The sequence below is a fragment of the Streptomyces mangrovisoli genome (genome assembly GCF_000974985.2).
In the GTDB taxonomy this organism is placed as follows: Bacteria; Actinomycetota; Actinomycetes; order Streptomycetales; family Streptomycetaceae; genus Streptomyces; species Streptomyces mangrovisoli.
In genome coordinates, this window is record NZ_LAVA02000118.1 from 1 (window position 1) to 22,700 (window position 22,700).

The window sequence follows — 22,700 nt, forward strand, 5'->3', positions numbered from 1 at the left end:
GGGTGCGGCGGGGTTCGGGGTGGTCCGATACGGGTGCGGGGCGGTCCGGCAACGGGTCGGGGCGGTCCGGAACGGGGTCCGGGAGGTCCGGAACGGGGTCCGGGAGGTCCGGTACGGGGTCCGGGAGGTCCGGTACGGGTTCGGCCCGGGCCTGCCGGGGCACGGCGGTGTCGGTTCGGCCGGGCACGGCGGTCGCCTCGACGCCGGTTTCCGTACCCCCGCCCTCCGGGGCGGGGCGGCGCGCGCCGGGGGTCTCGCGCACCACGATGTCGTACGGCAGCAGCACGATCGCCGTCGTCCCGCCGTACGGCGACGGGCGCAGCGTCACCCCGATGCCGTGCCGGTGGGCGAGCCGCGCGATCACGAACATGCCGAGTCGCAGGTCGTCGGCGAGCGCCACCACGTCGAACTGCGGGGCCACCGCCAACTGGGCGTTGAGCACCGCGTAGTCCTCGTCGGACATGCCGAGGCCCCGGTCCTCGACCTCGACCGCGAGCCCCCGGGCCACCAGTGCCGCCCGCACCCCGACCGGGCTCGGCGGGGGCGAGTAGGCGGTCGCGTTGTCGATGAGCTCGGCCAGCAGATGGATCACGTCGGCCACCGCGGGCGGCGCGAGCGACACCGCCTCCTCGGCGCGTACCTCCACCCTCCGGTACTCGGCGACCTCGCCGACGGCGCTGCGCAGGATGTCGATCAGCGCCACCGGCTCGGTCCAGCTGCGGCGCGGCTGCTCGCCGCTGATGATGACCAGGTTCTCCTCGAAGCGGCGTAACTGGCTGGCGGTGGAGTCGAGTTCGTAGAGCCCTCTGAGGATCTCCGGGTCGTCCTGGCCGCGCTCCAACAGATCGAGGCGGGTCAGCTGGAGGTTGACCAGGTTCTGGCTGTGCCGGGCGATCCCGAGGATCACCTTCCGGAACCCCCGCCGGGTGTCGGCCAGTTCGACGGCGGTGCGCACCGCCGTGCGCTGCGCGGTGTTGAACGCCCTTGCCACCTGGCCGAGTTCGTCGTCGCCGTAGTCCAGTGGCGGGGTGGCCAGTTCCACGTCGACCTTCTCGCCCCGGTCGAGCCGGCTCACCACGTCGGGGAGCCGCTCCTCGGCCAGGCCCAGGGTGGCGAGCCGCAGCCCGCGCAGCCGCCGGGAGAGCGAGCGGATGATCCGCCACGACATGCCGACGCTCAGCAGCAGGGCGGCCAGACCGCCGGCGCTCGACGAGGCCGCCGTGACCAGCAGCCCGTGCGCGGTGGCGGCACTGCGGTCGAGCAGTGCGCCGGTCTCGCGGTCGATCAGGGCCCCGTACCGGTCGGTGACCCTGCCCAGCGCGGCCCGCCACTGCTTGTGCACATCGGGCAGGGGGATCCGCGCGCCGGCGCCGTCCGAGGACGCGCGGGCCGCGAGGACCCGGTCCTCGACCGACTCCAGCGTCCTCCAGTCGGCGCTCCGGAGGATCGCCTCGGTCTCCGTCTTCGCGCTGCCGGTGAGGACGGGTTCGATCTGGTTGTCGACGAGCCACCGCCGCGCGTTCACCAGCTGGGTGAACTGCGACCAGGTCTTCTCGTCCATCGATCCGGCGGGGCCCGCCAGCGTGAGCAGGGTGTCCTCCTCGGAGACCAGCTCGGCGCCGTGCTCCAGCGCGACCAGCGGACCGGCCTGCGAGGTGAGGTCGCCGTCGTCGACCTGGGACAGCTCCTGGAAGCCCTGGATCTGGTCGTCGATGATCGAGGTGTACTGGCCGAGGGCCTGCGCGGCCGTGATGTCGGTGGGGTGGTCCACCTGTCCGCGGTAGTACTCCAGGCTGCCGACGGAGGCCAGCACCGAGTACAGCCGCTCCTTGATCCGGGCGGGCGCCCCGCGGATCTCCGCCGCCCGGCCGGTCAGCTTCGCGACCGCCGCGTCGGTTCGCCGGCGCTGCGCGTCCAGCGTGGTCCGCGAGCCCGTCGGGGAGGCCAGCCACACCGCCGAGAGGCTGCGCTCCCGCTGGAGGGCGAGCGTCGCCTCGGTGCCCATCGCGCCGGTGGAGCGGCTCAGCTCCGTCTGCGAGCGCAGCCGCAGCCCCTCCGCGAACATCTGCGTCGTCGTCACGCACCAGAGCGCGGCCAGGGTGACGCCCGGTACCAGTGCCAGCAGGGTCAGGGAGAGCCGGATGGAGCCGAGACGGCGCCGGGAACCGGTCCGTGGAGACATCGTCGTCCTTCATGTCCCGTACGTGTGCGCAGGATGCTAGCCCTCCCGGTGACCGCCCGCACCGTGAGTGCGCCAATCTCCCGCGACGGGGTGGCCGCGGGGGCCCGCTCAGCGGGTGCCGGCGGCGGCGAACCCGGCCACCGACGACACGTTGGTCCTGGTCACGAACGCCGGACCGGTGAGCACCGGCGCCACCCCGCCGCCGCTGACATTCCCGTTCGTCCGGTACAGCCACAGCGCGTCCACCGCGAGATAGCCCTGGAGATACGGCTGCTGGTCCACCGCGAACTGCACGTCGCCGTCGCGCACCGACTTCACCAGCTCCTTGTCGAGGTCGAACGTGGCGACCTTCGCCCGGCTCCCGGCCTGCCGCACCGACGTCACCGCGGCCAGCGCGAACTGGGCTCCCAGCGTGACCACTTCGTCGATCCCGGGGTCCTGCCGCAGCCGGGCCGCGATCGTCTCGGTCACCGAGGTCATGTCCGTGCCGTCGACGTAGAGCAGGTCCGTCTGCCCGCCGAAGTCCTTCTTCACCCCCCCGCGCAGCGCGCCTCCAGGGCGACGTTGCCGCGCTCGTGGATCACGCACAGGGCGTGCCGGGCCCCGAGGCCGTCGAGTTTGTCGCCGACCGCCCGCCCGGCGACGCTCTCGTCCTGGCAGCCGAGCAAGAGGGTCGGAAGGCCCCCGCCGGCCGACGCGTGCCGACCGGGCGCGCTGAGTTGTCATTCAAGTACGGCAAAAAGCCTTATGCGGCACCGCAGTTGGCGGTGGCGCCGCCCGGATCGGCCGGGCGGCGGACACCGGTCGGCGGATCAGAGGTCGAACTCGTGCGGCGGCAGGTCCAGGGCGTAGCAGGCCTCCCGCACCACACCCTGCTCCGTCTTGTCGAAGTCGCCGTCCGCGCCGCCGATGACGATGCCGATCTGGATGACGGCGCGCGCCTCGGCCGGCTTCTTCTTCGCCTTGGCGACCTCCTGGAGCACGCTCACCTTGCCGAACGCGAAGTCGGCGGTCAGCTTGTTCAGGTTCTCCTCGAACCGGCGGCGCAGATCGTCCGCGGGGAAGTTCTGCAGCACCTCGTTGGTCGCGATGAGCTGGGCGACCCGCTGCCGCTCGGAGGGGTCTACGGTCCCGTCGGCCGCCGCCACCAGCGCGCACATCGCCATGCTGGCGTCACGGAAGGCACCGCTCTTCAGGTCGTTCTTCTTCGAGACGAGCTGCGTCTGCATCTGCGACGCGGACTCCTTGACGCGGTCCCAGAGGGCCATGAGAACTCCCATTGTGCGTAGTCTTGTTCGTAGGCGTATGCGTGGTCGTGCCCGCGCTCCGTAGGAACTGCCGGGACACCCGTTTGGTTCCGGTGCCGCCGTCCCTGGGCCCTAGTCGTCGTCGCCGTCGAAGAAGTCCCCGATCTCGTCGACGATCTCGTCGGCCACCATCCCGCCGACGAAGCCGACGGCCAGACCCGCCGCCCCCGCCGCGATCGCCGTGCCCACGCCGGGCCCGGAGCGGTGGTCGTCGTCCTTGTCATAGGGGTCGTAGGAGTCGTACGAGCCGTGGGAGCCGTGCCCGTCGTGTCTGTCGTACGGGTCGTGATGGCCGTGATGCCCGTGGCCGACGTGATGTCCGTGGTCGACGTGGTGGCCTTGGTGGCCGTACGGGTCCTGGTGGCCATGAGCGCCGTGGCCGTACGGGTCGTGGTGGACGGGCGGGGCACAGGCGTAGGGGGCAGCCTGGTGACCGAGGGACGGCTGGTGGGCCGGTCGGTCGGTCAGGCGGCGGAGCCAGCCGTCGACCTCGGCGTTCCAGTCCAGCGTGTGCGCGTCGGCGTGGCCGAGCGAGACGCGGCTCAGCTCGTCGTGGCCGGAGGAGAAGAGGCCGCCGCGCCGGTCGGCCTCGACGACCACCTGGCAGCCGGCCGGCGAGGCGATGAAGGTCAGCTCGAACTCGCTCACCGCGTGCGCGTACTGCGGCGCCGGGGTGAGCTCGATCTCCTGGTAGAACGGCAGCGTCTGCCCGGTGCCGCCGATGTGCCCGTACTCCAGGTCGGCCGAGCGGAAGCCGCAGCCCAGCTGTCCCAGCGCCTCCAGGACCGCCTCCTGCACCGGCAGCGGACGGACGACCAGCGGGTCCAGGTCGCCCTTGTCCCGGGCGCCGGCCACCGCCAGCTCCGTCCGCACGCCGAGGACGATGCCGAGCGGCTGGCCGTACAGCTCGGTGACCGGGGTCTCCCACGGCACGGGTACGGAGAACGGCACGGCGCGCTCCTCGTGCGGGCCGAGCACGAAGCCGCCGCCGACCGTGAACCGCTCGAAGACGACCGCGCCCTCGCTCTCGCCGTCGTCGTGCTCCGCCTCGACCCGGGCGAGCAGCTCCAGGCCGATGTGCTCGATCCGCTCGGCGCTCTCGCCGCCCAGCAGGCACACCTGGCCGGACAACGTCCCGCCGGGCACCACCGCGCCGCCCGCGAGGACGGTGTCGACCTGGGGACCGCCCACCCCCATCGACCCGAGCAGTCGTCTGAACACCATGCCGCCGTCGCTCCTTCACCCGCCGCACCGTCATCGGACCGGACGGCGTGCGTGCCGCCCGGCTGTCCACTGAACTGTGCACGACGGCGGGGAAGTTCCCAGCTCACCCGATCGGGCGACGCGCCCGAGGCATCGGCGGGCCCGGACAGTGACGCGGCAGCCAGGACGGAGGCGCGGTCGCCCGGACGGGGACGCGGCGGCCAGGACGGGACCGCGGCCCACCGCGGCCGGGGCACGGCCGTGCGTCCCGCTCACCCCCGGGCGGCGGGACGCACGGCGGCCGGACCGGACGGAGCGTCAGGCCGGCCGGAGCGTCAGGCCGCCTCGGTGGGGGGCACTCCCACGGAGGCGGCCTCGCGGGCCGCCTGCCTGCGCCTGCGGCGGCTGATCCGCGGTTCCTGGTCCGGCAGCCAGCCGAAGGTGACGCAGCTGCCGACCGCGCCGAACAGCAGGCCCACGAGGAAGCCGCCGAGGTTGGAGGTCAGCCAGGTGCCCAGGGACAGCAGGATGCCGAGCAGGCAGTAGAAGAGGCGCTGCGCCGGGTTGAACAGGATCAGCAGTCCGCAGACGAGCATGAGCGCGGGCAGCAGATATCCGGCGAGGCCCTGCATCCCGACATGCAGGATGACCGGGAGCGGGGCCTTCATCGTCACCAGGATCTCGGCACCGCCGAGGGTGAGCAGCAGACCGCCCAGGAAGGGCCGCCCGCCCCGCCACTCCCGGAAGTCCCGCCGCCACCGGCCCACGCGGCTCACTGCGAGCAACCGTCGCTGTCGAACTTCATGTGCAGGCCGGGGAGCTTGAACACGGCCGCGGTGGCGGCGTAGTTGTGCTGGTAGAGGTGGTTGATGACGACGCCGTCGGCCTGCTGGCCGTAGACGCCCTCGGGGCCCTGCACGCCGGCCTTGTCGAAGGTGCTGGCGTCGCGGCCGATCTCGATGTTGTTGAAGGACGCGTCGCCCTTGATGTCGTCGGAGTCGATGGCCAGGTTGGACACGCTGACCGGCGTGGACCCGGTGCCCGCGGTGAGCACCAGCTGGATGCCGCCGAGGTCGACGCTCTGGCACATGTTGGTGATCGTGCCGTTCTTCACCACCGAGGTGACGACCAGTTCCTGGCCGCCGGTGTCACCGGCGTTGGGGCTGTTCTCGATCATGTTGTCCAGCGCGCCGTACTGCTCGAACCCGGTTCCGTTGAGCTGGTCCGCGGTGACCACGAACGGCATTCCGGAGATGGCGAACTGGACGCCCAGGGCACCCTGGGCCGTGAGGATCGCGAGTCCCGCGGTCACCGCCGCGGCCGGCACCGCCAGCACGGCGGCCCGGCGCATCCGGATCCGTCCACGTCTGCCGGTGGCGTCGGTGGTCCCGGAACCGCTGTCCGGTGGTTCCGGGGTGTTGTCGGCGGACGAGAGGTCCGAGGACGAGGCCATGTCTGCTCCCATGTGCATAGGTCAAGTGCGAGTTGGGCTTCAGGCGGCGTGTTGTCCTGGCGCGGACAGCGGCTGCGGCGCACGCCCTTGCGACTCCCGGCGTCGCAAGGGCTTTCTGGTTACGCAGCAGTAGCCAACGAGGAAGTTACCGGTGGTTACATTTCAGGGTCAAGGCGGATGTGAAAAACGGGTGTTGATTGTGTGTCAGCAGGGCTTCGTGAGTTGACTATCAGTCAACTCCGTTGCTGCGTATTGACGTTGACCGCTGAACGGGTCTACAACTCTGCCTGGCTTCCCCAGGGTCCGTGGCGCCGGATCCTGCTCGCACGGCGAACCGGCCGTGTTCCCGGAGCATTTCCTCCGTTCACCGGGGCGCAAGCCACCCCGAGATCACCTCATGCGGCAACCGGACCACGGTCGCTTCCCCCAAGTCCCGTGTCCCGCCGCCTCCTACCGGCCCGGCCGAGGGCCTTCCCCCCGAGGGCCCTCGGCCGGAGTCCGGCCTGAAGCCGTTGCCGGTCCGTCACGTACGGAGAAGGCGTCACGGGCCGGCAACGGCCGACCCCGTTCGCACCGCGCCATCAACCCCCCACGTCCAGCTCGTCCACTCGTGCTCGTCCACTCATGGACCCCCACACCCGAGAGAAAGAGGCACCCCCCATGCGCACCCGCACTCTGCTCGCCCTGGCCGGAACCGTCGCCGCCCTCTCGCTCGCCGCGGTTCCCGCGTCGGCCGACGACGTTCCCGTACTCACCACGGGCAGCGCCGGCGGCGCCGCCGTCGCGGTCGGGGACGTCGTCACCGCCCCGCTCGCCACCGGCACCAAGGCCACGCTCTACTCCAGCGCCACCGGCACCAGCGGTGTCTCGTGCACCAGCTCGCAGTTCACCGCGGGCGTCACCGACAACCCGGCCGCCCCGGGCACCGCATCGGAGTCGGTGACCGGGCACACCTTCGACGCCAGCACCTGCTCCACCAACGTGATCGGTGTGACCGGCGTCACCAGCATCACGGTCGACAACCTGCCCTACACCTCCACGGTGGCCTCGGACGGCACCGTGTCCGTCACCGCGGGCAGCGCGGGAGCGATCCAGACCACGGTCAAGCTGAAGACCCTGCTCGGCTCCATCACCTGCGTCTACCAGGCATCGGCCCTCAGCGGCACCGCCGACAACGCCGACAGCAGCATCAACTTCGCGAGCCAGCAGTTCACGAAGGTCTCCGGCTCGTCGCTGTGCTTCGCGAACGGCTACTTCACCGCCAAGTACGCCCCGGTCACCGACGGGACGGCCTCCGTCTTCGTCAACTGACGTTCAGGGCAATCGAGTTCAAAGCCTGCGCAGGTGCGACCGTATGAAGGTCAGCGCCTGCGCAGGCGCATGGCGAGGGCGGCGCCCCCGGTGAGCACCAGCACCGCGGCGGCGCCGCCCGCCCACAGCGGGGCCGAGGGCCCGGACCGCGCGCCGGTGGCGGAGGCCACCGGCGTGCTCTCGGCCTGCGCCGCGGCCGGTTCGGCGGGGGCCGAGGACGCGCTCGGCGCACTCGACCGGCTCGCGGACGCGCTCGGCGTCGACGACTTCGACGGCTTCGGGCTCGCGGACGCGCTCGCCGAGTGCGCCGGTGCCGTCGCCTTCTTCGAGGCCGCCGGCGCGGTCGACCCGCCGCCCGGGAACACCACGTCCGAGCAGGAGTAGTAGGTGTCCGGCGTGCTGCTCGTCTGCCAGACCGTATACAGCACCTGGTGTCCCGTGCGGTCCGCGGGCAGCGTGACGGTGAAGTGGTACGCGCCGTTGCTCAGCGCCGGGTCCTTGACCGTGGCGAACGGCTGGGTGGGCAGGTCGGACCAGGTCAGCGGCTTCGTCGGGTCGTAGCCGGGCTTCGTCAGATAGAGCCGGAAGCTGCCTTCGTGCGGGATCGGCGCGGCATACGTCATCGTCATCCGCGCGCCCGCGGCGAACCGGGTGGACGGCCAGTCGGTGCGGGCGAGGTTCAGCCCCTTGTAGGCGTCGAGTCCACCGCCGCACAGCTTCCCGTCCGGGATCGTCTGCCGGTCGCGGCCGTTCACGTTCGGCACGCGTACGTCGTCGAAGAAGGTGAAGGGCGCGCCGTTCGCGGCGATTGCCGCCCGGCAGGCGGCGGTCTTCGTGTACGACCCGCCGTCGGGGGAACAGGCGTAGCTCCTGCTGACGGGGGAGGTGGGCGCACCGTGCGCCTGGGCGGGCCTCGCCGAGCACAGCAGAAGCAGGCCCGAGGCCGCCGCGGCGGCCCCCGTGACTCTGAGGCGTGCGGTCGTGCGACTCATCGGGGACGGCTCCTCGGCGGGCGTGGACATCGATGCTGCTCGCCTTCAGTACGGGCGCGGCGCGCGGCGCGTTCAGACCGGGTCGCGCGAGCGTGGTCCGGGGCCGCGACCGTCGCGTTGGGCACGCGTGAGCGTCGTACCGGGGCCGCGGCCGTCGCGTCGGGCTCGCGCGAGCGTCGTACCGCCGCCCGAGGGTGCGTCCCGCGCTCGGGCCGGGCGACGGGGGACCCCCGCCGCCGACGGCCGACTTGCGACCCGTCGGCGCGGCTCGGCGGAGGGTGGGCCGACCGGTGCGAGGTGCATCGGCCGGCCCTTTCGTATGCCTCGCGCTCCCCCATATCCGCATTGAAAACAAACCGTTCGGCTCGTAACCTGGCGATCATCGGGCGGCCGTTCCGGCGGTCGTCGGGTCGGAGCGGAATGAGGTGGGGCATATGCCGTGATCACGGGCGTCCGCGAAGCATGTGGCAACTGAAGCCATCGGCGCCCTAGTTACACGTGTCTTTCGAACAATCTGCGGGTGAACGCCCGTTCGTCGTGGCCGAAAGGTGCGGCGCGGCGGGGGATGCGGAAGTCCCGGACAGGGCAGGCGCCTTGGGCGGATCGTGGGCTATCGTGTACAGACGGTCCGAAAAAACAAACGGCGTGTCCCGTTCTTTTCGCGAGAGGAAGTCCAGTCGATGGCGAGGCAGTTACGCGCCGAGCAGACCCGCGCGACGATCATCACGGCCGCCGCAGACCTGTTCGACCGTCGTGGCTACGAGTCGACGAGCCTGAGCGACATCGTCGACCACGCCCGCGTGACCAAGGGCGCGCTCTACTTCCACTTCGCCGCGAAGGAGGACCTGGCCCAGGCCATCCTCGAACTCCAGGCCCAGCAGTCCCGCCAGATCGCCCGTGACATGGAGGGACGCGGCTACTCCTCGCTCGAGTCCCTGATGCGCACCACGTTCGCCTACGCCCGCCTCGCCGTGGAGGGCCCGATCCCGCGGGCCGGACTGCGGCTGGCCACCGGGGAGGTCGAGGTGCGGCCACCGCTGCGCCACCCCTACACCGAGTGGCTGGACATCACCTCGCGCAGACTGCTCGGCGCGGTCCGGGAGTCCGACGTGCACCCCGACATCGACGTCGACGCCGCCGCCCACTCCCTGGTCTGTTTCTTCGTCGGCACCCGTCTCGTCGGCCGCTCCCTCGAACCGGTGGCGCGTCACCCGCGCCGACTGGCCGAGATGTGGCACCTGATCGTCCGCGGCCTCGTACCCGTGCCCCGCCGCGCCCGCTACCTCACCCTCGCCACCCATCTGGAGCGGGAGATCAGAACCGCGTGACCCGCGCGGTACGGTGAGGCGCATGCCCACCCCACCCGCCGCGCCCCTGCTTCTCGGCAACGAACCGGGCTCCTTCCCGCACAGCGTCCTCGCCGAGCGCCACCCCGCGATCATCCGGCAGGTGCGGGACTCCTTCCCCTACGGCCCCGGGCCCCGCCGCGCCCTCGACGCGCTGCTGGCCAACTGCACGCGGGGCGTCGTCGAGCCGTTGCCGGCCGGCGCCCACGACCGCGACCGCTGGGACGACTGGGGAGCCGCCTCCTACGCCGGCCGGTCCTGGTTCGACCTGCCCTGGCTCTGGTCCGAGAGCTGGTTCTACCGGTGCCTGCTCGAAGCCGTCGGCTACTTCGCCCCCGGCGCCTGGCAGGGTGTCGACCCCTTCCGCCCCGCCAAGCTCAGGGAACTCGACGCGCCCGAGACGGACCGGGAACTGGCCGCGCTCGACGCCCTCGCGGACCTGCCGCCCGCCGACCGGGACCGGGCCCTGCTGGCGGGCTCGCTCTGGGGCAACCGCGCCGACCTCGGCTTCCGCCTCTCCGCCGGTGGCACCGGACCCGGCGCCGCCGTACCGGACCTGGTCGCCGACGACAGCGACGCGTTCTGGGCGCTGCTGCCCGGCTCCGGCACGCTCTGCCTGGTGGCCGACAACGCCGGCCGCGAACTCGTCCCCGACCTGCTGCTCATCGCCCATCTGCTCGAACAGGGCCGGATCGACCGCGTCGTCCTGCACGTCAAGCCGTACCCCTACTACGTCTCCGACGCGACCACCGCCGACGTCCTCGACGCGGTGCGCCGGATCGGCGCCGCGCCGGGCGCGGCGGCGTCGTACGGACGCGTGCTCTGGCAGGCCATGACCGAGGGCCGGCTCGTGCCGCGCGCGCACGCCTTCTCCGCCGCGCCGCTGCCCTTCGCCGAACTCCCCGGCGACCTGCGCGAGGAGTTCGCGTCGGCCGTCGTCACCGTCGTCAAGGGCGACCTCAACTACCGGCGCCTGGTGGGCGACCGGCGCTGGCCGCCGACCACACCGTTCGCCGACGTCACCGCCCGGTTCCCGGGTCCGGTGGTCGCGCTGCGCACCCTGAAGTCCGACGTCGTCACCGGGCTCGACCCGGCCACCGTGAAGGCGCTGGACGCGGCGGAGGGATCGCGCTGGCGCACCGGCGGCACCCATGCGCTGATCCAGGTGAACGCCACCTGCGGGAGGCCCGGTCCTGAGTGAACGCCGGGTGCGGGCGCCCGAGTTCCGGGGATTCGGGATGATTCACGCGATGGTGTGATCATGTCCGGCGCCGCGGATGGCCCGCCGGGGCCCCGGGTAGGGCCCGGCCATGACGCAGCCGTTCGAACTCCCGCACTTCTACATGCCGTATCCCGCGCGGCTCAACCCGTACCTCGACGAGGCGCGCGCCCACTCGACGCGGTGGGCGCGCGAGATGGGGATGCTGGAGGGCTCGGGGGTCTGGGACCAGGACGACCTCGACGCGCACGACTACGGCCTGCTGTGCGCGTACACGCACCCCGACTGCGACGGTCCCGCGCTGTCCCTGATCACCGACTGGTACGTGTGGGTGTTCTTCTTCGACGACCACTTCCTGGAGAAGTACAAGCGCACCCAGGACCGCGCCGCCGGCAAGGCCCATCTCGACCGGCTCCCGCTGTTCATGCCCGCCGACCCGGCGACCCCCGTGCCCGCGCCGGAGAACCCGGTGGAGGCGGGGCTCGGCGACCTGTGGGCGCGTACGGTGCCCGCGATGTCCGTGGACTGGCGGCGCCGCTTCGCCGTGGCCACCGAGCACCTGCTCAACGAGTCCCTGTGGGAGCTGTCCAACATCGACGAGGGGCGGATCGCCAACCCCGTCGAGTACATCGAGATGCGCCGCAAGGTGGGCGGCGCCCCCTGGTCGGCGGGGCTCGTGGAGTACGCGACGGCCGAAGTGCCCGCGTCCGTAGCGGAGTCGAGGCCCCTGCGGGTGCTGATGGAGACCTTCTCCGACGCCGTGCACCTGCGCAACGACCTGTTCTCCTACCAGCGCGAGGTCGAGGACGAGGGCGAACTCAGCAACGGCGTCCTCGTCCTGGAGACCTTCTTCGACTGCACCACCCAGCAGGCCGCCGACCTCGTCAACGACGTCCTGACCTCGCGGCTGCACCAGTTCGAGCACACCGCGCTCACCGAGGTCCCCGCGCTCGCCCTGGACCGGGGTCTCACCCCGGCCGAGACCACCGCGGTGGCGGCGTACGCGAAGGGACTTCAGGACTGGCAGTCCGGCGGCCACGAGTGGCATCTGCGCTCCAGCCGGTACATGAACGAGGGCGCCTTGCCCACCGCCCCCTGGCGCACGCCGTGCGGCCCCGGCGCCTCGGCGGCCGACGTGGGCGCGCTGCTCGCCTCGGCCGCCGCCGAACGCCTGCGCGCCTACCGCCACTTGCCGTTCCAGAAGGTCGGCCCGTCCCTGCTGCCCGCGTTCGTCATGCCGTTCCAGGTGCAGCTCAGCCCCCATCTCGACGAGGCCCGCCACCGGTTGCGCGCCTGGTCGCACGCCATGGGCATCCTCGCGGAGGGGGTCTGGGACGAGGACCGGCTCGCCGCCGCCGACCTCCCGCTGTGCGCCGCGGGCATCGACCCGGACGCCACCCCCGAGGCCCTGGACCTCAGTTCGCAGTGGCTCGCCTGGGGGACGTACGGCGACGACTACTACCCGCTCGTGTACGGCCACCGCCGCGACCTCGCCGCCGCCCGTGCGACCACCGCGCGGCTCTCCGGCTGCATGCCGCTCGACGGCGAGCCGGTGCCCGCCCCCGTCAACGCCATGGAACGCGCGCTGGCCGACCTGTGGGCGCGCACCACCGTGGCCATGACACCCGACCAGCGGCGCACCCTGCGCACGGCCGTGGACAAGATGACCGAGAGCTGGGTGTGGGAGCTGTCCAACCAGCTCCAGAACCGCATCCCCGATCCGGTCGACTACCTGGAGATGCGCCGCGCCACCTTCGGCTCCGACCTCACCATGAGCATGTGCCGCATGGGCCACGGTCCCGCCGTGCCGCCCGAGGTGTACGCGAGCGGACCCGTGCGCTCGCTGGAGAACGCGGCGGCCGACTACGCGTGCCTGGTCAACGACGTGTTCTCGTACCAGAAGGAGATCGAGTACGAGGGCGAGATCCACAACGCGATCCTCGTCGTGCAGAACTTCTTCGGCGTCGACTACCCGACCGGCCTGCGCGTCGTCCACGATCTGATGACCCGGCGCATGGAGCAGTTCCAGCATGTCTCCACCCGCGAACTGCCCGTGTTGTACGAGGACTTCGGGCTGTCGGACGAGGCCCGCGGGGTCGTGGAGGAGTACGTGGCCGACCTGCGGCACTGGATGGCGGGCATCCTGAACTGGCACCGCGAGGTCGACCGTTACCGGGCGTCCTACCTGGCCGGCCGCACCCACGCCTTCGTGCCCGACCGGCTGCCGGTGGGCGGCTTCCGCGCCTGAGCCTCAGCCGGTGCGCACCGGCGTCGCCGCGTGCTCCACCGCCGCCCGGGCCAGCGCCCGCACCACCGGGTGCGGGCGCGAACCGTCCCCGGACAGCTCCGGCTGGAACAGCGTGGCCAGGAAGAAGGGATGGTCCGGCAGTTCGGCGACGCGGGGGTGGCCGTCCTCGTCGTGGCCGGAGAAGCGCAGCCCGTGGGCGCGCAGGGTGTCGAGGTGACGGGAGGGGCCGTAGGCGCAGAAGTACCGTTCCACGGTGCGCTCCGAGCCGATCACGGACTCCGCGAGCGAGCCGGGCTCCAGGCGCACCGCGGCCTGGTGGCCCACCAGCGAGCAGGACAGCGCCTCGATCAGCGGGTCCTCGGCGTCCGGGTCGTTCTCGGCGTGCGCGACACGGGTGAGCCCGCACACGTCCCGGGCGAACTCCAGCAGCGCGTGCTGGAACCCGCCGCACGTCCCGAGGAACGGGATGCCCTCGACCCGCGCGGTACGGATCGCCGACAGCACGCCCGCCTCGCTGCGGTAGGGGCTGCCCGGCAGCACCCACACGGCGTCGAAGCCGCGCACCGCGTCCTCGGCCTCCGCGTCCTCGGAGGGGACCCAGTAGGCGTCGAGGACGAGCCGGTCCCGCGTGGCGAGCGCCTCCAGGAGCAACGGGACGCGGGTGTGCGAGACGACGGTGGGGGAGCGGTCCCCGACCAGGGCGATCCTGGCGGTGCGGACTGGGGTCTTGGTCATGTCCCTCATCCTGCGGGCCGCGGCGGATTCACGTCCAACGATGATTTCTGGACGGTCCATCAGTGATCCTGATGGAGCAGGCTCGGGGCTCGGAGGGTCGGAGGCGGACGGGTCCGTGACGGGCTCGGGGCCGCGGTGGCGGACGGGTCCGTGGCGGGCACCGGGGCGCGGAGGCGGACGGGTCCGTCGGGGGATGCTGTGCCGCATGGATCCGCATCTGCTGCGCACGTACGTCACCGTGGCGCGCCTCGCCTCCTTCTCGGCGGCCGCGCGCGAGCTGGGCTACACCCAGTCCGCGGTCTCCCAGCACATCGCCGCCCTCGAACAGGACCTCGGCACGCCCCTGCTCGCCCGCCGCCCGGTCGTGCCCACGGCGGCGGGCGAGCGGCTGCTGGACCACGCGGGGCCTCTGCTGCTGCGGCTGGCCGCGGCCCGCGCCGACGTCGTACGGCTCGCCGCCGCGCCCGTGCAGGGCCTGACGCTCGCCGCCACGCCGACCTCCCTCGGGCCGCGGGTCCTGGCCGCGCTGCCCCCGGCCGGTGTGACCCTGCGCGTCCTGGCCCGGGACGAGGTGCCCGCGGCCGTCGCGACCGGCACCGCCGACCTCGGCCTCGTCGACGGTCTGGCCGCGCCCAGCGACCCGCTGCGGCTGCCCGACGTCGCCCCGCTCACCGCGCACGCCGTGGGCGAGCAGCAGGTCCGCGTCCTGCTGCCCGCCGGGCACCCGCTGGCCGGCCGCCCCGCACTGCGCCTCGCCGACCTGGCCGACGCCCGCTGGATCGACGCGCCCGACGCCGGACTGCCGCTCGCCCAGCTGCGTGCCGCGACCGGCGGCGGCGGCTTCCGCTCCGCCCTGCGCTACGACGGCATCGACCTGCACACCCTCACCGCGCTGGCCGCCGCGGGCCACGGCCTCGCCCTGCTGCCCGCGCCGGTGGCCGACGGGGTGCCGGGGACCGTCGCCGTACCGCTCGCCGAGCCCCGCGTGGTCCACCGCGGCGAGCTGCTCCACGGGGGCCCGCCGCGCGGCGCGGCCGCGGACCTGGTGGAGGCGTTGCGGCAGCCGTGACCTCGGTCAGTCTCACTCGTTCGTGGCTCGTCCCCCGCCGGGCCGCCGGGTAGGCACCTGACGGAGGCGATCCATGGAACAGACAGCGTTGCGTCCCAAGCCGATGCCCGGCCGGGAACACCCCGGCGCCACCCCGTCCGACCTGTCCACCTCGGCCACTCCGTCCACCTCGGGCACCCCGTCCACCACGCCCGCCCCGGCCCGGCGGCCGCACGCCGCACGCCGTCGTGGCAGGCGTCTGCGGACCCTGCTCTTCGCACTGTTCGCCGGTACGGTCCTGGTCCTCACCGGCGTCGGCCTGGGCACGGTGGGGGCCACGGTCATCGGCTACGGCAAGCTCGCCGACGTACAGCGGCAGGCGGCGGCCGGTCCGCGGACCGCACGGACCGGGCGGCCCGGCCCCACCGCCCCGGCGCATCCCGCCACGGCCGCCGCCTCGCCCACCGCCCCGGCGGCACCCGCCGCCACCCTCGGCGTGGAGGCCGTGGACGACACCCGGCCCGGCGCCCTGATCGTCGGCGTGCACGTGCCGGGCCCCGGCTACGCGGCCGGGCTCGTCCGCGGCGACGTGGTCCTCACCCTCGGCGGCGCCCGGGTCGACGACGCCGCCGACCTCGCCCGCGCCGTGGCCGCCGCCCGCCCCGGCACCGGCGTCGTCCTGACCGTGCGCCACCGCGGCGGCGGCTACCAGCAGCTGACGGCCACCCCCGCGGTCGTGACCTGACCCGGCCCGCCGACACCCGCCATACCGGCTCGCGCGGGCCCTCACGGACGGGCAGGATGCTGCCCGTAGTGTTCCTTCGCACGTCCACGGAGGCCCCGATGTCCGGCAGCACACCCGAGTCCTTCACCGCCGACGAGTACCGGGCCCGGATGGACCGTGCCGCGGGCGCCGCGGCCGACGCGGGCCTCGCGGGCCTGCTCGTCGCGCCCGGCCCCGACATGGTGTGGCTCACCGGCTACGCCCCGACCGCGATCACCGAACGCCTCACCCTGCTGGTCCTCGCGCCCGGCCGGGACCCCATGCTGGTGGTCCCCACGCTGGAGGCCCCCGACGCCCGGCGGGCCACCGGCGCCCCCGCCCTCACCCTGCGCGACTGGACCGACGGCAAGGACCCCTACGCCGTCACCGCCGACCTGCTCGACAGCGTGGGCCGCTTCGGGATCAGCGACAACGCCTGGGCGATGCATCTGCTCGGCCTCCAGCGGACCCTGCCCGGCACCTCCTACGCCTCCCTCACCGAGGCGCTGCCGATGCTGCGCGCCGTGAAGGACGAGGCGGAACTGACCCTCCTCGCCGCCGCGGGGGCCGCCGCCGACGCGGCCTTCGAGGAGATCCGCAAGGTCCCCTTCGCCGGCCGCCGGGAGGCGGAGGTCGCCCAGGACCTCGCCGACCTGCTGCGCCGCTTCGGGCACTCCCAGGTCGACTTCACCATCGTGGCCTCGGGCCCGAACGGCGCCAACCCGCACCACGAGGTCAGCGACCGGGTCATCGGGCGCGGCGACATGGTCGTGCTCGACTTCGGCGGCCTGAAGGGCGGCTACGGCTCCGACACCTCGCGCACGGTCCACGTGGGCGAGCCGACCGACGAGGAGCGCACGGTCCACGACATCGTGCGCGCGGCGCAGGAGGCGGGGTTCCGGGCCGTCCGCCCCGGCGTGCCCTGCCAGGAGGTCGACCGCGCCGCCCGCGCGGTGATCACGGAGGCGGGCTACGGCGAGTACTTCATCCACCGCACCGGCCACGGCATCGGCGTCACCACGCACGAGCCGCCGTACATGATCGAGGGGGAGGAGCAGCCCCTCGTTCCCGGCATGTGCTTCTCCGTCGAGCCCGGCATCTATCTGCCCGGCCGGTTCGGGGTGCGGATCGAGGACATCGTCACGGTGACCGAGGACGGCGGCCGCCGCCTCAACGACACCACCCGCGAGATGGTGATCGTGGACTGACGGCCACGGTCACCGCCACCGGCACGGCCCACCGCCCCGATCACCCACCGACGACAACGGCGCGCTCATGACCCAGGCACCGACGCCCACCCCGGACATCGTCCGCAGACTCGTCCGTTCCCTGCTCGGGGACGGCACGGACGGTCCGCCCGCCGCGGAGGTCCGGCCGGTCTCCCGCGCGGGCGCCGAGGGCGCCGGGGGTTCTGGAGGTTCCGGGGGTTCTGGGGGCGAGGAAGGCGAGAGCGGCGAGGGAGCGGACGGCGGCGCAGCCGGTGTGCACTCCACCTGGTGGGTCGGCACCCGGCACGTGCTGCGGCTCGCCCCGGACCGCGACGCCTCCGCCCGGCTCCGCCGCGAACTGCGCCTGCGCGACCTCGTCCGGGCGCACATGCCGGTCACCGTGCCGGTCAGCGTGGCGCACGGCGACTGGGCCCCCGGCCTCGCGTACACGCTGGACTCCAAGGTGCCCGGCAGCACCGCGCAGGAACAGGACGTGACCGCCGTCGGCGAGGCCGACCTCGCCGGGCTCCTCGGCGGGCTGCGCGAGGTGCCGCTGCGCCAGGCCGAGGCGCTCGGCGTCCCGCGCGCGGCGCCGCGGTCCCTGGAGGCGCTGCGCCGGATGGCCCTGCACGCCGCCGGGCGCCTCGGCTCCGCCGACGAGTTCGAGCCCGGACTGCTGCGGCAGCTGACCTCGCCCGGCGCGGCGCAGCTCGCCGCGCAGCACGGCACCGCCGTCCTCGTGCACCACGGGCTGCGCGGCGACCACCTCCTGGTCAGCGCCGACGGCCGGGTGCGCGGCGTCCTCGGCTGGGCCGACGTGGCCGTCGGCGACCCCGCCGAGGACATCGCCTGTCTCGCCCTCGCGGTCGGCTCGGGTGCCGCCGTCCGTGCCGCCACCCTCGCCGGGTACGGCGCCCGCCCCTGCCTGCGCGGACTGTGGCTGGCCCGCTGCGACGGCGTCCTCCAGCTCGGCGCCCGCCTCGACGGCCGCGACGGTCCGCCCCTGCCGGTGCTCCGGGCGCAACTGCGGCACGCCTGGGAGGCGATCCTGCTGGAGCGGGTGACGGAGCTGCGGGGCAAGGACGAGCCCCTCGACGAGGAGTCGTAGGGAACCGGGGCCGCCTCGCCCCCGCGCTAGGACTGCGTCAGCACCACGCACGACTCGGCCGGCACGTGCAGCAGCCCGTCCGCGCCGGGCGCCGTGACCGGTTCCCAGGCCGCGAGGACCTCCGCGGGGCGGGGCCCGAGCGGGATCGCGGCGGTCTCCTTGCCCAGGTTCACCGCCACCCGGATGTCGCCGCGCCGGAAGGCGAACCACCGCGCGTTCTCGTCGTACGCCGCCCGGATGTCGGCCAGGTCCGGGTCGAACAGGTCGGGCTGGTCGTGCCGCAGGGCGATCAGCCGCCGGTACCAGTCGAGAACGCGCGCGTGGGGTTCACGCTCGGGTTCGGACCAGTCCAGGCAGGAACGGTCGCGGGTCGCCGGGTCCTGCGGGTCGGGGATGTCCTCCTCGGCCCAGCCGTGCGCGGCGAACTCCCGCCGCCTGCCCCGCCGTACGGCGTCCGCGAGCTCCGGATCGGTGTGGTCGGTGAAGAACTGCCACGGCGTGCCCGCGGCCCACTCCTCGCCCATGAACAGCATCGGCGTGAACGGCGCGGTCAGCACCAGCGCCGCCGCGCAGGCCACGAGGCCCGGGGAGAGGGTGGCCGCGAGCCGGTCGCCCTGGGCGCGGTTGCCGATCTGGTCGTGGGTCTGGCCGTAGCCGAGCAGCCGGTGCGCCGCGACCCGCGCGCGGTCCAGCGGGCGGCCGTGGTGACGGCCGCGGAAGCTGGAGTACGTGCCGTCGTGGAAGTAGCCGCCGGTGAGCGTCTTGGCGAGGGCCGCGAACGGCGAGCGGGCGAAGTCGGCGTAGTAGCCCTGGGATTCACCGGTGAGCGCGGTGTGCAGGGCGTGATGGAAGTCGTCGTTCCACTGCGCGTCGAGGCCGAGGCCGCCCTCCGCGCGCGGGGTGATCAGCCGGGGGTCGTTGAGGTCCGACTCGCCGACCAGGAACAGCGGCCGACCCAGTTCCGCCGCCAACGCGTCGACGGCCGCGGTCAGTTCCTCCAGGAAGTGACGGGCGCGGGTGTCCTGGAGGGCGTGCACGGCGTCCAGACGCAGCCCGTCGAGGCGGTAGTCGCGCAGCCAGGCCAGCGCGCTGCCGACCAGGAAGTCGCGGACCTCGTCCGAGCCGGGCGCGTCCAGGTTCACCGCGGCGCCCCAGGGCGTGTGATGGGTGTCGGTGAAGTACGGGCCGAACGCGGGGAGGTAGTTGCCGGACGGGCCGAGGTGGTTGTGCACCACGTCCAGGACGACGCCCAGGCCGAGTTCGTGCGCCCGGTCGACGAACCGCTTCAGCGCCTCCGGGCCGCCGTACGGCTCGTGCACGGCCCACAGCGAGACGCCCTCGTAACCCCAGCCGTGGCGGCCGGGGAAGGGACACAGCGGCATCAACTCCACGTGTGTGACGCCGAGTTCGACGAGGTGGCGCAGCCGGTCCGCGGCCGCGTCCAGGGTGCCCTCGGGGGTGTACGTGCCCACGTGCAGCTCGTACAGGACCGCGCCCGGCAGCGGGCGGCCGGGCCGGTCGGCGGTGCGCCAGGCGTACCGGCCGTGGTCCACGACGGCGCTCGGCCCGTCCGGTCCCTCCGGCTGGCGGCGCGAACGCGGGTCGGGCAGCGGGGGGCCGTCGTCCACCGCGAAGGCGTAGCGCGTGCCGTCGCCCGCGTCCGCCTCCGCGATCCACCATCCCTCCCGCTCCGTGTCGCGCTCCATCGCGCGCGCGACTCCCTCGCAGTGGAGCGTCAGCCGGTCTGCCTGCGGTGCCCACACCTCGAACTGCACGGACGGTTCCCCTTCGTCTGCTCACCGTGATGTAGCCCGTCCATCGTCCTTCAAACGAGATCGATCCGCGTTTGCATCACCCCATTTCCCGGCGGGTGTCGCCATGTGTGCGCCCCTGGCGGGCCGTTTCCCCGTTTTCTGGACACCCGACGTTCACTGACCGACAATCACCAGCGTGACGTCGTCCTTCGAGTTCCCTGTGTACCCCGCGCGGCTGTCCGACGCGGAGCGCGACAAGGCGCTGGAGGTGCTCCGTGACGGAGTCGCCCGAGGGCGGCTGTCGCACGACACGTTCCTCCGGCGCATGGAGTTGGCGCTCGCCGCCCGCCGCGCGGACGAACTCGCCGCGCTCACCGCGGATCTGCCGCAGGACAACCGTGTCGCGCGCGTGGTGTTCGGCGCGGTCGAGGCGGTGTCCGGCTTCACCGTACGGCTGCGCTCCGCGTGGCAGGCGGAGCGGCTGCCCAAGCTGCTGCTGCCGAACCCGGCGGTCGGCCATCCGCTGCGGAACGGCCGCGATCCGGCCAACGGGCTGCGGCTGAACCACGAGACGGTCTCGCGGGTCCACGCCGAACTGCGCCACCAGGCCGGCATGTGGGTCCTCAGGGACCTCGGCTCCACCAACGGCACGACGGTGAACGGGCGGCGCGTGATCGGCGCGGCCGTCGTCCGCGAGGGCGACCAGGTGGGCTTCGGACGCATGGCGTACCGGCTCGCCACGCACTGAGCCAAGTGCGACCTCACCTCTGGCCTGGGATTTACCGTGTGCATCGGCTCATCATCCCGTTCCGGCCGCGGTGTTGACGTACCCCCCGAGCCGTGACTGACTGTGCGTACACCATGCACACCAGGTGAACCGACGGCACCACTTTGTGGAGGTGTGCCCTGCCGCCTCCCCTCCGCTACCCGACCGTGGACGAGCTGGCCGCCCGCGCCGCCGCGCTCGTCGACGGTCGCCCCCGGGACGCGCGGCTGCGCCGCGTCGGGACCTCCCGCGCGGGCACCCCGCTGTGGCTGCTGTCCATCGGCCACGGCGGCCGCCAGGCCCTAGTCGTCGCCGGACCGCACGCGAACGAGCCGGTCGGCGGCGCCACCGTCCTCCGCCTCGCCGAACGCGCCCTCGCCGACCCCCGGCTCACCGAGGGCGCCGACGTCACCTGGAACCTGCTGCTGTGTCTCGACCCCGACGGCTCCCGCCGCAACGAGGGCTGGCTGTCGGGACCGTACGAACTCGGCCACTACTTCCGGCACTTCTTCCGCCCCGGCTTCGCCGAACAGCCCGAGTGGCTGCCCGACGGGGCGGCGGCCGCCGCGCTGCCGGAGACCCGCGCGCTGCTCGCCGTACAGGACGAACTGCGGCCCCTGTTCCAGTGCTCGCTGCACGGCGTCGACGTCGGCGGCGGCTTCGTCGAACTCACCCGGGACCTGCCCGGCCTCGCGCCGCGCGTCGCCCGGATCGCCGGGAGCCTCGGTGTCCCGCGCGAGGTCGGCCCCTGCGACGCCCTGTACTGGCCCTGCCTCGGCCCCGCCGTGTACCGCATCCCGCCGCCGCACCGCGGCGACCTGGCCGCCGCCATCACGGAGGCCGCGGTCGAGTCGACCTGGTTCCACCCGCAGCCGTACGGCACCTTCACGGCGATCGTGGAGGCGCCCATGTGGGGGGTGACCGCCGTGGAGGACGCCGCGCCGCCCGCCGACGCGGACGCCGTGCTGCGTGCCGTCAGCCGTGCCCTGCGCGCCGACATGCGGCTGCTCGAACGGCTCCTGGAGCGGATCGCGCCGCACCTCGCGGAAGTGCCGGAGGCCACCCGGCTGCTCGCGCCCGTCGAGGACTACCTGCTGGTCTGCCCGGGGCTCGCCGACGCCTGGGACCCCGACTCCGACGCCGCCGCGGCCCGCCCGCTGCCCCCGCTCAGCGCCGGCCACCTGGCCGGGCTGCGCATCGCGGGGCGCCGGCTCGCGCTGCGCACGGCGGGCCTGCTCCACCAGGTCGTGCGCGGCACCGGACGCGACCGGGCCGGGGTCCTGCCCGAGCTGGACCGGATCATCGACGTGTGGTGCGCGGAGTACCGCGACGGCTTCCGGGCGCGCTGGATCCCGGTCGCGCGCCAGACCGAGTACCAGGCGGCCGTGGTCCTCGACGCGTTCGAACTCGCCGAACGGCGGGCGCGCGCCCTTGCCCGTTCGGGTGAGCCGGAGTTGGGTGCGCAGGCCGGTGTGCCGATGCACCTGGAATGACCCACTTCACCAGAACGACGGCGGTCCGGGGCGCGCTGCCGGTGGCGGCCGCCCTTCTCGCGGCGATCCCGACGACCGCCCAGGCCGCCGGCCTCACCGGCCCCGCGGCACCCGTCCGGGCCGTCGCCCGCACCGCGCCCGACGCGCCCGTCAGGCCCGTCTCCCGCGTCGCGCGCGCGGGAGCGGTACGGGCCGTCTCCCGTACGGCGTCCGGCGCGGGCTTCGCCGGTGACTGGATGTACGTCGCCGTCACCGCGGGCGGCACCCGCGGCGCGTTGCTGACCTGCGACCCGCCCCGCGGCCACGCGCGCGCCGCCGACGCCTGCGCGGAGCTGGCCACGGCCCACGGCGACATCGCCGCCCTGCCCACCCAGGACGTCATGTGCCCGATGATCTACGCCCCGGTCACCGCCGAGGCGCGCGGCCGCTGGCACGGGCGGCCGGTCACCTACCGCCACACCTTCGCCAACCGGTGCGAGCTGAACGCGCGCACGGGGAGTGTGTTCGCGCTGGACGGGTGACGGTGGGGCGGGGCGTGGGGCGTGCGGCGTGCGGCGTAGGGCG

19 protein-coding genes and 1 pseudogene are annotated in these 22,700 nt (G+C 73.6%); 11 read left to right on the plus strand and 9 right to left on the minus strand.

What is annotated here, in order from left to right; genetic code table 11:
* The 6 genes and pseudogenes from WN71_RS36085 to WN71_RS36110 form a co-directional block, all read right to left on the minus strand.
* Positions 1-2,182 (minus strand): sensor histidine kinase (locus WN71_RS36085; protein ID WP_107469860.1); only part of this gene is annotated, 2,182 nt, incomplete at its 3' end.
* Positions 2,183-2,290: 108 nt separating this feature from the next.
* Positions 2,291-2,838: pseudogene (locus WN71_RS36090) on the minus strand (substrate-binding domain-containing protein); the annotation flags it as partial.
* Positions 2,839-2,994: 156 nt separating this feature from the next.
* The gene (locus WN71_RS36095) at positions 2,995-3,450 is read right to left on the minus strand and encodes a tellurite resistance TerB family protein (RefSeq protein ID WP_046592002.1); all 456 of its coding nucleotides are present in this window, start codon (positions 3,448-3,450) and stop codon (positions 2,995-2,997) included.
* A 111-nt stretch (positions 3,451-3,561) separates the two neighbouring features.
* Complete coding sequence (locus WN71_RS36100) at positions 3,562-4,713, minus strand: sporulation protein (RefSeq protein WP_046592003.1); 1,152 nt, start codon at positions 4,711-4,713, stop codon at positions 3,562-3,564.
* A 314-nt stretch (positions 4,714-5,027) separates the two neighbouring features.
* Positions 5,028-5,468 (minus strand): DUF6114 domain-containing protein, encoded by a 441-nt coding sequence (locus WN71_RS36105; protein ID WP_420856559.1) that lies wholly within the window; start codon positions 5,466-5,468, stop codon positions 5,028-5,030.
* Positions 5,465-6,145 carry a DUF6230 family protein gene (locus tag WN71_RS36110; protein ID WP_046592005.1) on the minus strand — a complete coding sequence of 227 codons (681 nt, stop codon included), beginning with the start codon at positions 6,143-6,145 and terminating at the stop codon, positions 5,465-5,467. The genes WN71_RS36105 and WN71_RS36110 overlap by 4 nt, the downstream gene beginning before the upstream one ends.
* A gap of 660 nt (positions 6,146-6,805) precedes the next feature.
* Here WN71_RS36110 and WN71_RS36115 point away from each other — a divergent pair.
* A complete protein-coding gene (locus tag WN71_RS36115) occupies positions 6,806-7,456 on the plus strand; it encodes a hypothetical protein (RefSeq protein WP_046592006.1) in 651 nt (216 codons plus the stop codon).
* Between the two features lie 50 nt (positions 7,457-7,506).
* Here WN71_RS36115 and WN71_RS36120 read toward each other — a convergent pair whose 3' ends face one another.
* Entirely contained in the window at positions 7,507-8,448 is a 942-nt protein-coding gene (locus WN71_RS36120) for a lytic polysaccharide monooxygenase (RefSeq protein ID WP_046592033.1), read from the minus strand.
* Between the two features lie 680 nt (positions 8,449-9,128).
* Between WN71_RS36120 and WN71_RS36125 the strand changes: the two genes are divergently transcribed.
* From WN71_RS36125 to cyc2, 3 genes are all read left to right on the plus strand, one after another.
* Positions 9,129-9,776, plus strand: coding sequence for a ScbR family autoregulator-binding transcription factor (locus WN71_RS36125; RefSeq protein WP_046592007.1), 648 nt, complete (start codon positions 9,129-9,131; stop codon positions 9,774-9,776).
* Positions 9,777-9,798: 22 nt separating this feature from the next.
* Entirely contained in the window at positions 9,799-10,995 is a 1,197-nt protein-coding gene (locus WN71_RS36130) for a damage-control phosphatase ARMT1 family protein (protein WP_046592008.1), read from the plus strand.
* A gap of 109 nt (positions 10,996-11,104) precedes the next feature.
* Positions 11,105-13,261 (plus strand): germacradienol/geosmin synthase Cyc2, encoded by a 2,157-nt coding sequence (gene cyc2 / locus WN71_RS36135; RefSeq protein ID WP_046592009.1) that lies wholly within the window; start codon positions 11,105-11,107, stop codon positions 13,259-13,261.
* Between the two features lie 3 nt (positions 13,262-13,264).
* Here cyc2 and WN71_RS36140 read toward each other — a convergent pair whose 3' ends face one another.
* Positions 13,265-13,996, minus strand: coding sequence for a CTP synthase C-terminal region-related (seleno)protein (locus WN71_RS36140; protein ID WP_046592010.1), 732 nt, complete (start codon positions 13,994-13,996; stop codon positions 13,265-13,267).
* A gap of 205 nt (positions 13,997-14,201) precedes the next feature.
* On the opposite strand from WN71_RS36140, the gene WN71_RS36145 reads away from it, so the two are divergent.
* The 4 genes from WN71_RS36145 (at position 14,202) to WN71_RS36160 (ending at position 18,123) form a co-directional block, all read left to right on the plus strand.
* Positions 14,202-15,065, plus strand: a complete 864-nt coding sequence (locus tag WN71_RS36145) for a LysR family transcriptional regulator (RefSeq protein WP_046592011.1) — start codon at positions 14,202-14,204, stop codon at positions 15,063-15,065.
* 73 nt (positions 15,066-15,138) lie between these two features.
* Entirely contained in the window at positions 15,139-15,789 is a 651-nt protein-coding gene (locus WN71_RS36150) for a PDZ domain-containing protein (protein WP_079178386.1), read from the plus strand.
* A 98-nt stretch (positions 15,790-15,887) separates the two neighbouring features.
* Positions 15,888-17,015: an aminopeptidase P family protein gene (locus WN71_RS36155; RefSeq protein WP_046592012.1), complete on the plus strand. Its 1,128-nt coding sequence runs from the start codon at positions 15,888-15,890 to the stop codon at positions 17,013-17,015.
* Positions 17,016-17,082: 67 nt separating this feature from the next.
* Entirely contained in the window at positions 17,083-18,123 is a 1,041-nt protein-coding gene (locus WN71_RS36160) for an aminoglycoside phosphotransferase family protein (protein ID WP_046592013.1), read from the plus strand.
* A 26-nt stretch (positions 18,124-18,149) separates the two neighbouring features.
* On the opposite strand, the gene treZ is transcribed toward WN71_RS36160, so the two are convergent.
* Positions 18,150-19,898 carry a malto-oligosyltrehalose trehalohydrolase gene (gene treZ / locus WN71_RS36165; protein ID WP_046592014.1) on the minus strand — a complete coding sequence of 583 codons (1,749 nt, stop codon included), beginning with the start codon at positions 19,896-19,898 and terminating at the stop codon, positions 18,150-18,152.
* Between the two features lie 175 nt (positions 19,899-20,073).
* Here treZ and WN71_RS36170 point away from each other — a divergent pair, with 175 nt between their 5' ends.
* The 3 genes from WN71_RS36170 (at position 20,074) to WN71_RS36180 (ending at position 22,657) form a co-directional block, all read left to right on the plus strand.
* Positions 20,074-20,625, plus strand: a complete 552-nt coding sequence (locus WN71_RS36170) for a DUF1707 and FHA domain-containing protein (RefSeq protein WP_046592015.1) — start codon at positions 20,074-20,076, stop codon at positions 20,623-20,625.
* 185 nt (positions 20,626-20,810) lie between these two features.
* The gene (locus WN71_RS36175) at positions 20,811-22,136 is read left to right on the plus strand and encodes a M14 family zinc carboxypeptidase (RefSeq protein WP_420856560.1); all 1,326 of its coding nucleotides are present in this window, start codon (positions 20,811-20,813) and stop codon (positions 22,134-22,136) included.
* Entirely contained in the window at positions 22,133-22,657 is a 525-nt protein-coding gene (locus WN71_RS36180; RefSeq protein WP_046592017.1) for an SSI family serine proteinase inhibitor, read from the plus strand. The genes WN71_RS36175 and WN71_RS36180 overlap by 4 nt, the downstream gene beginning before the upstream one ends.
* The last annotated feature ends 43 nt before the right edge of the window (positions 22,658-22,700 follow it).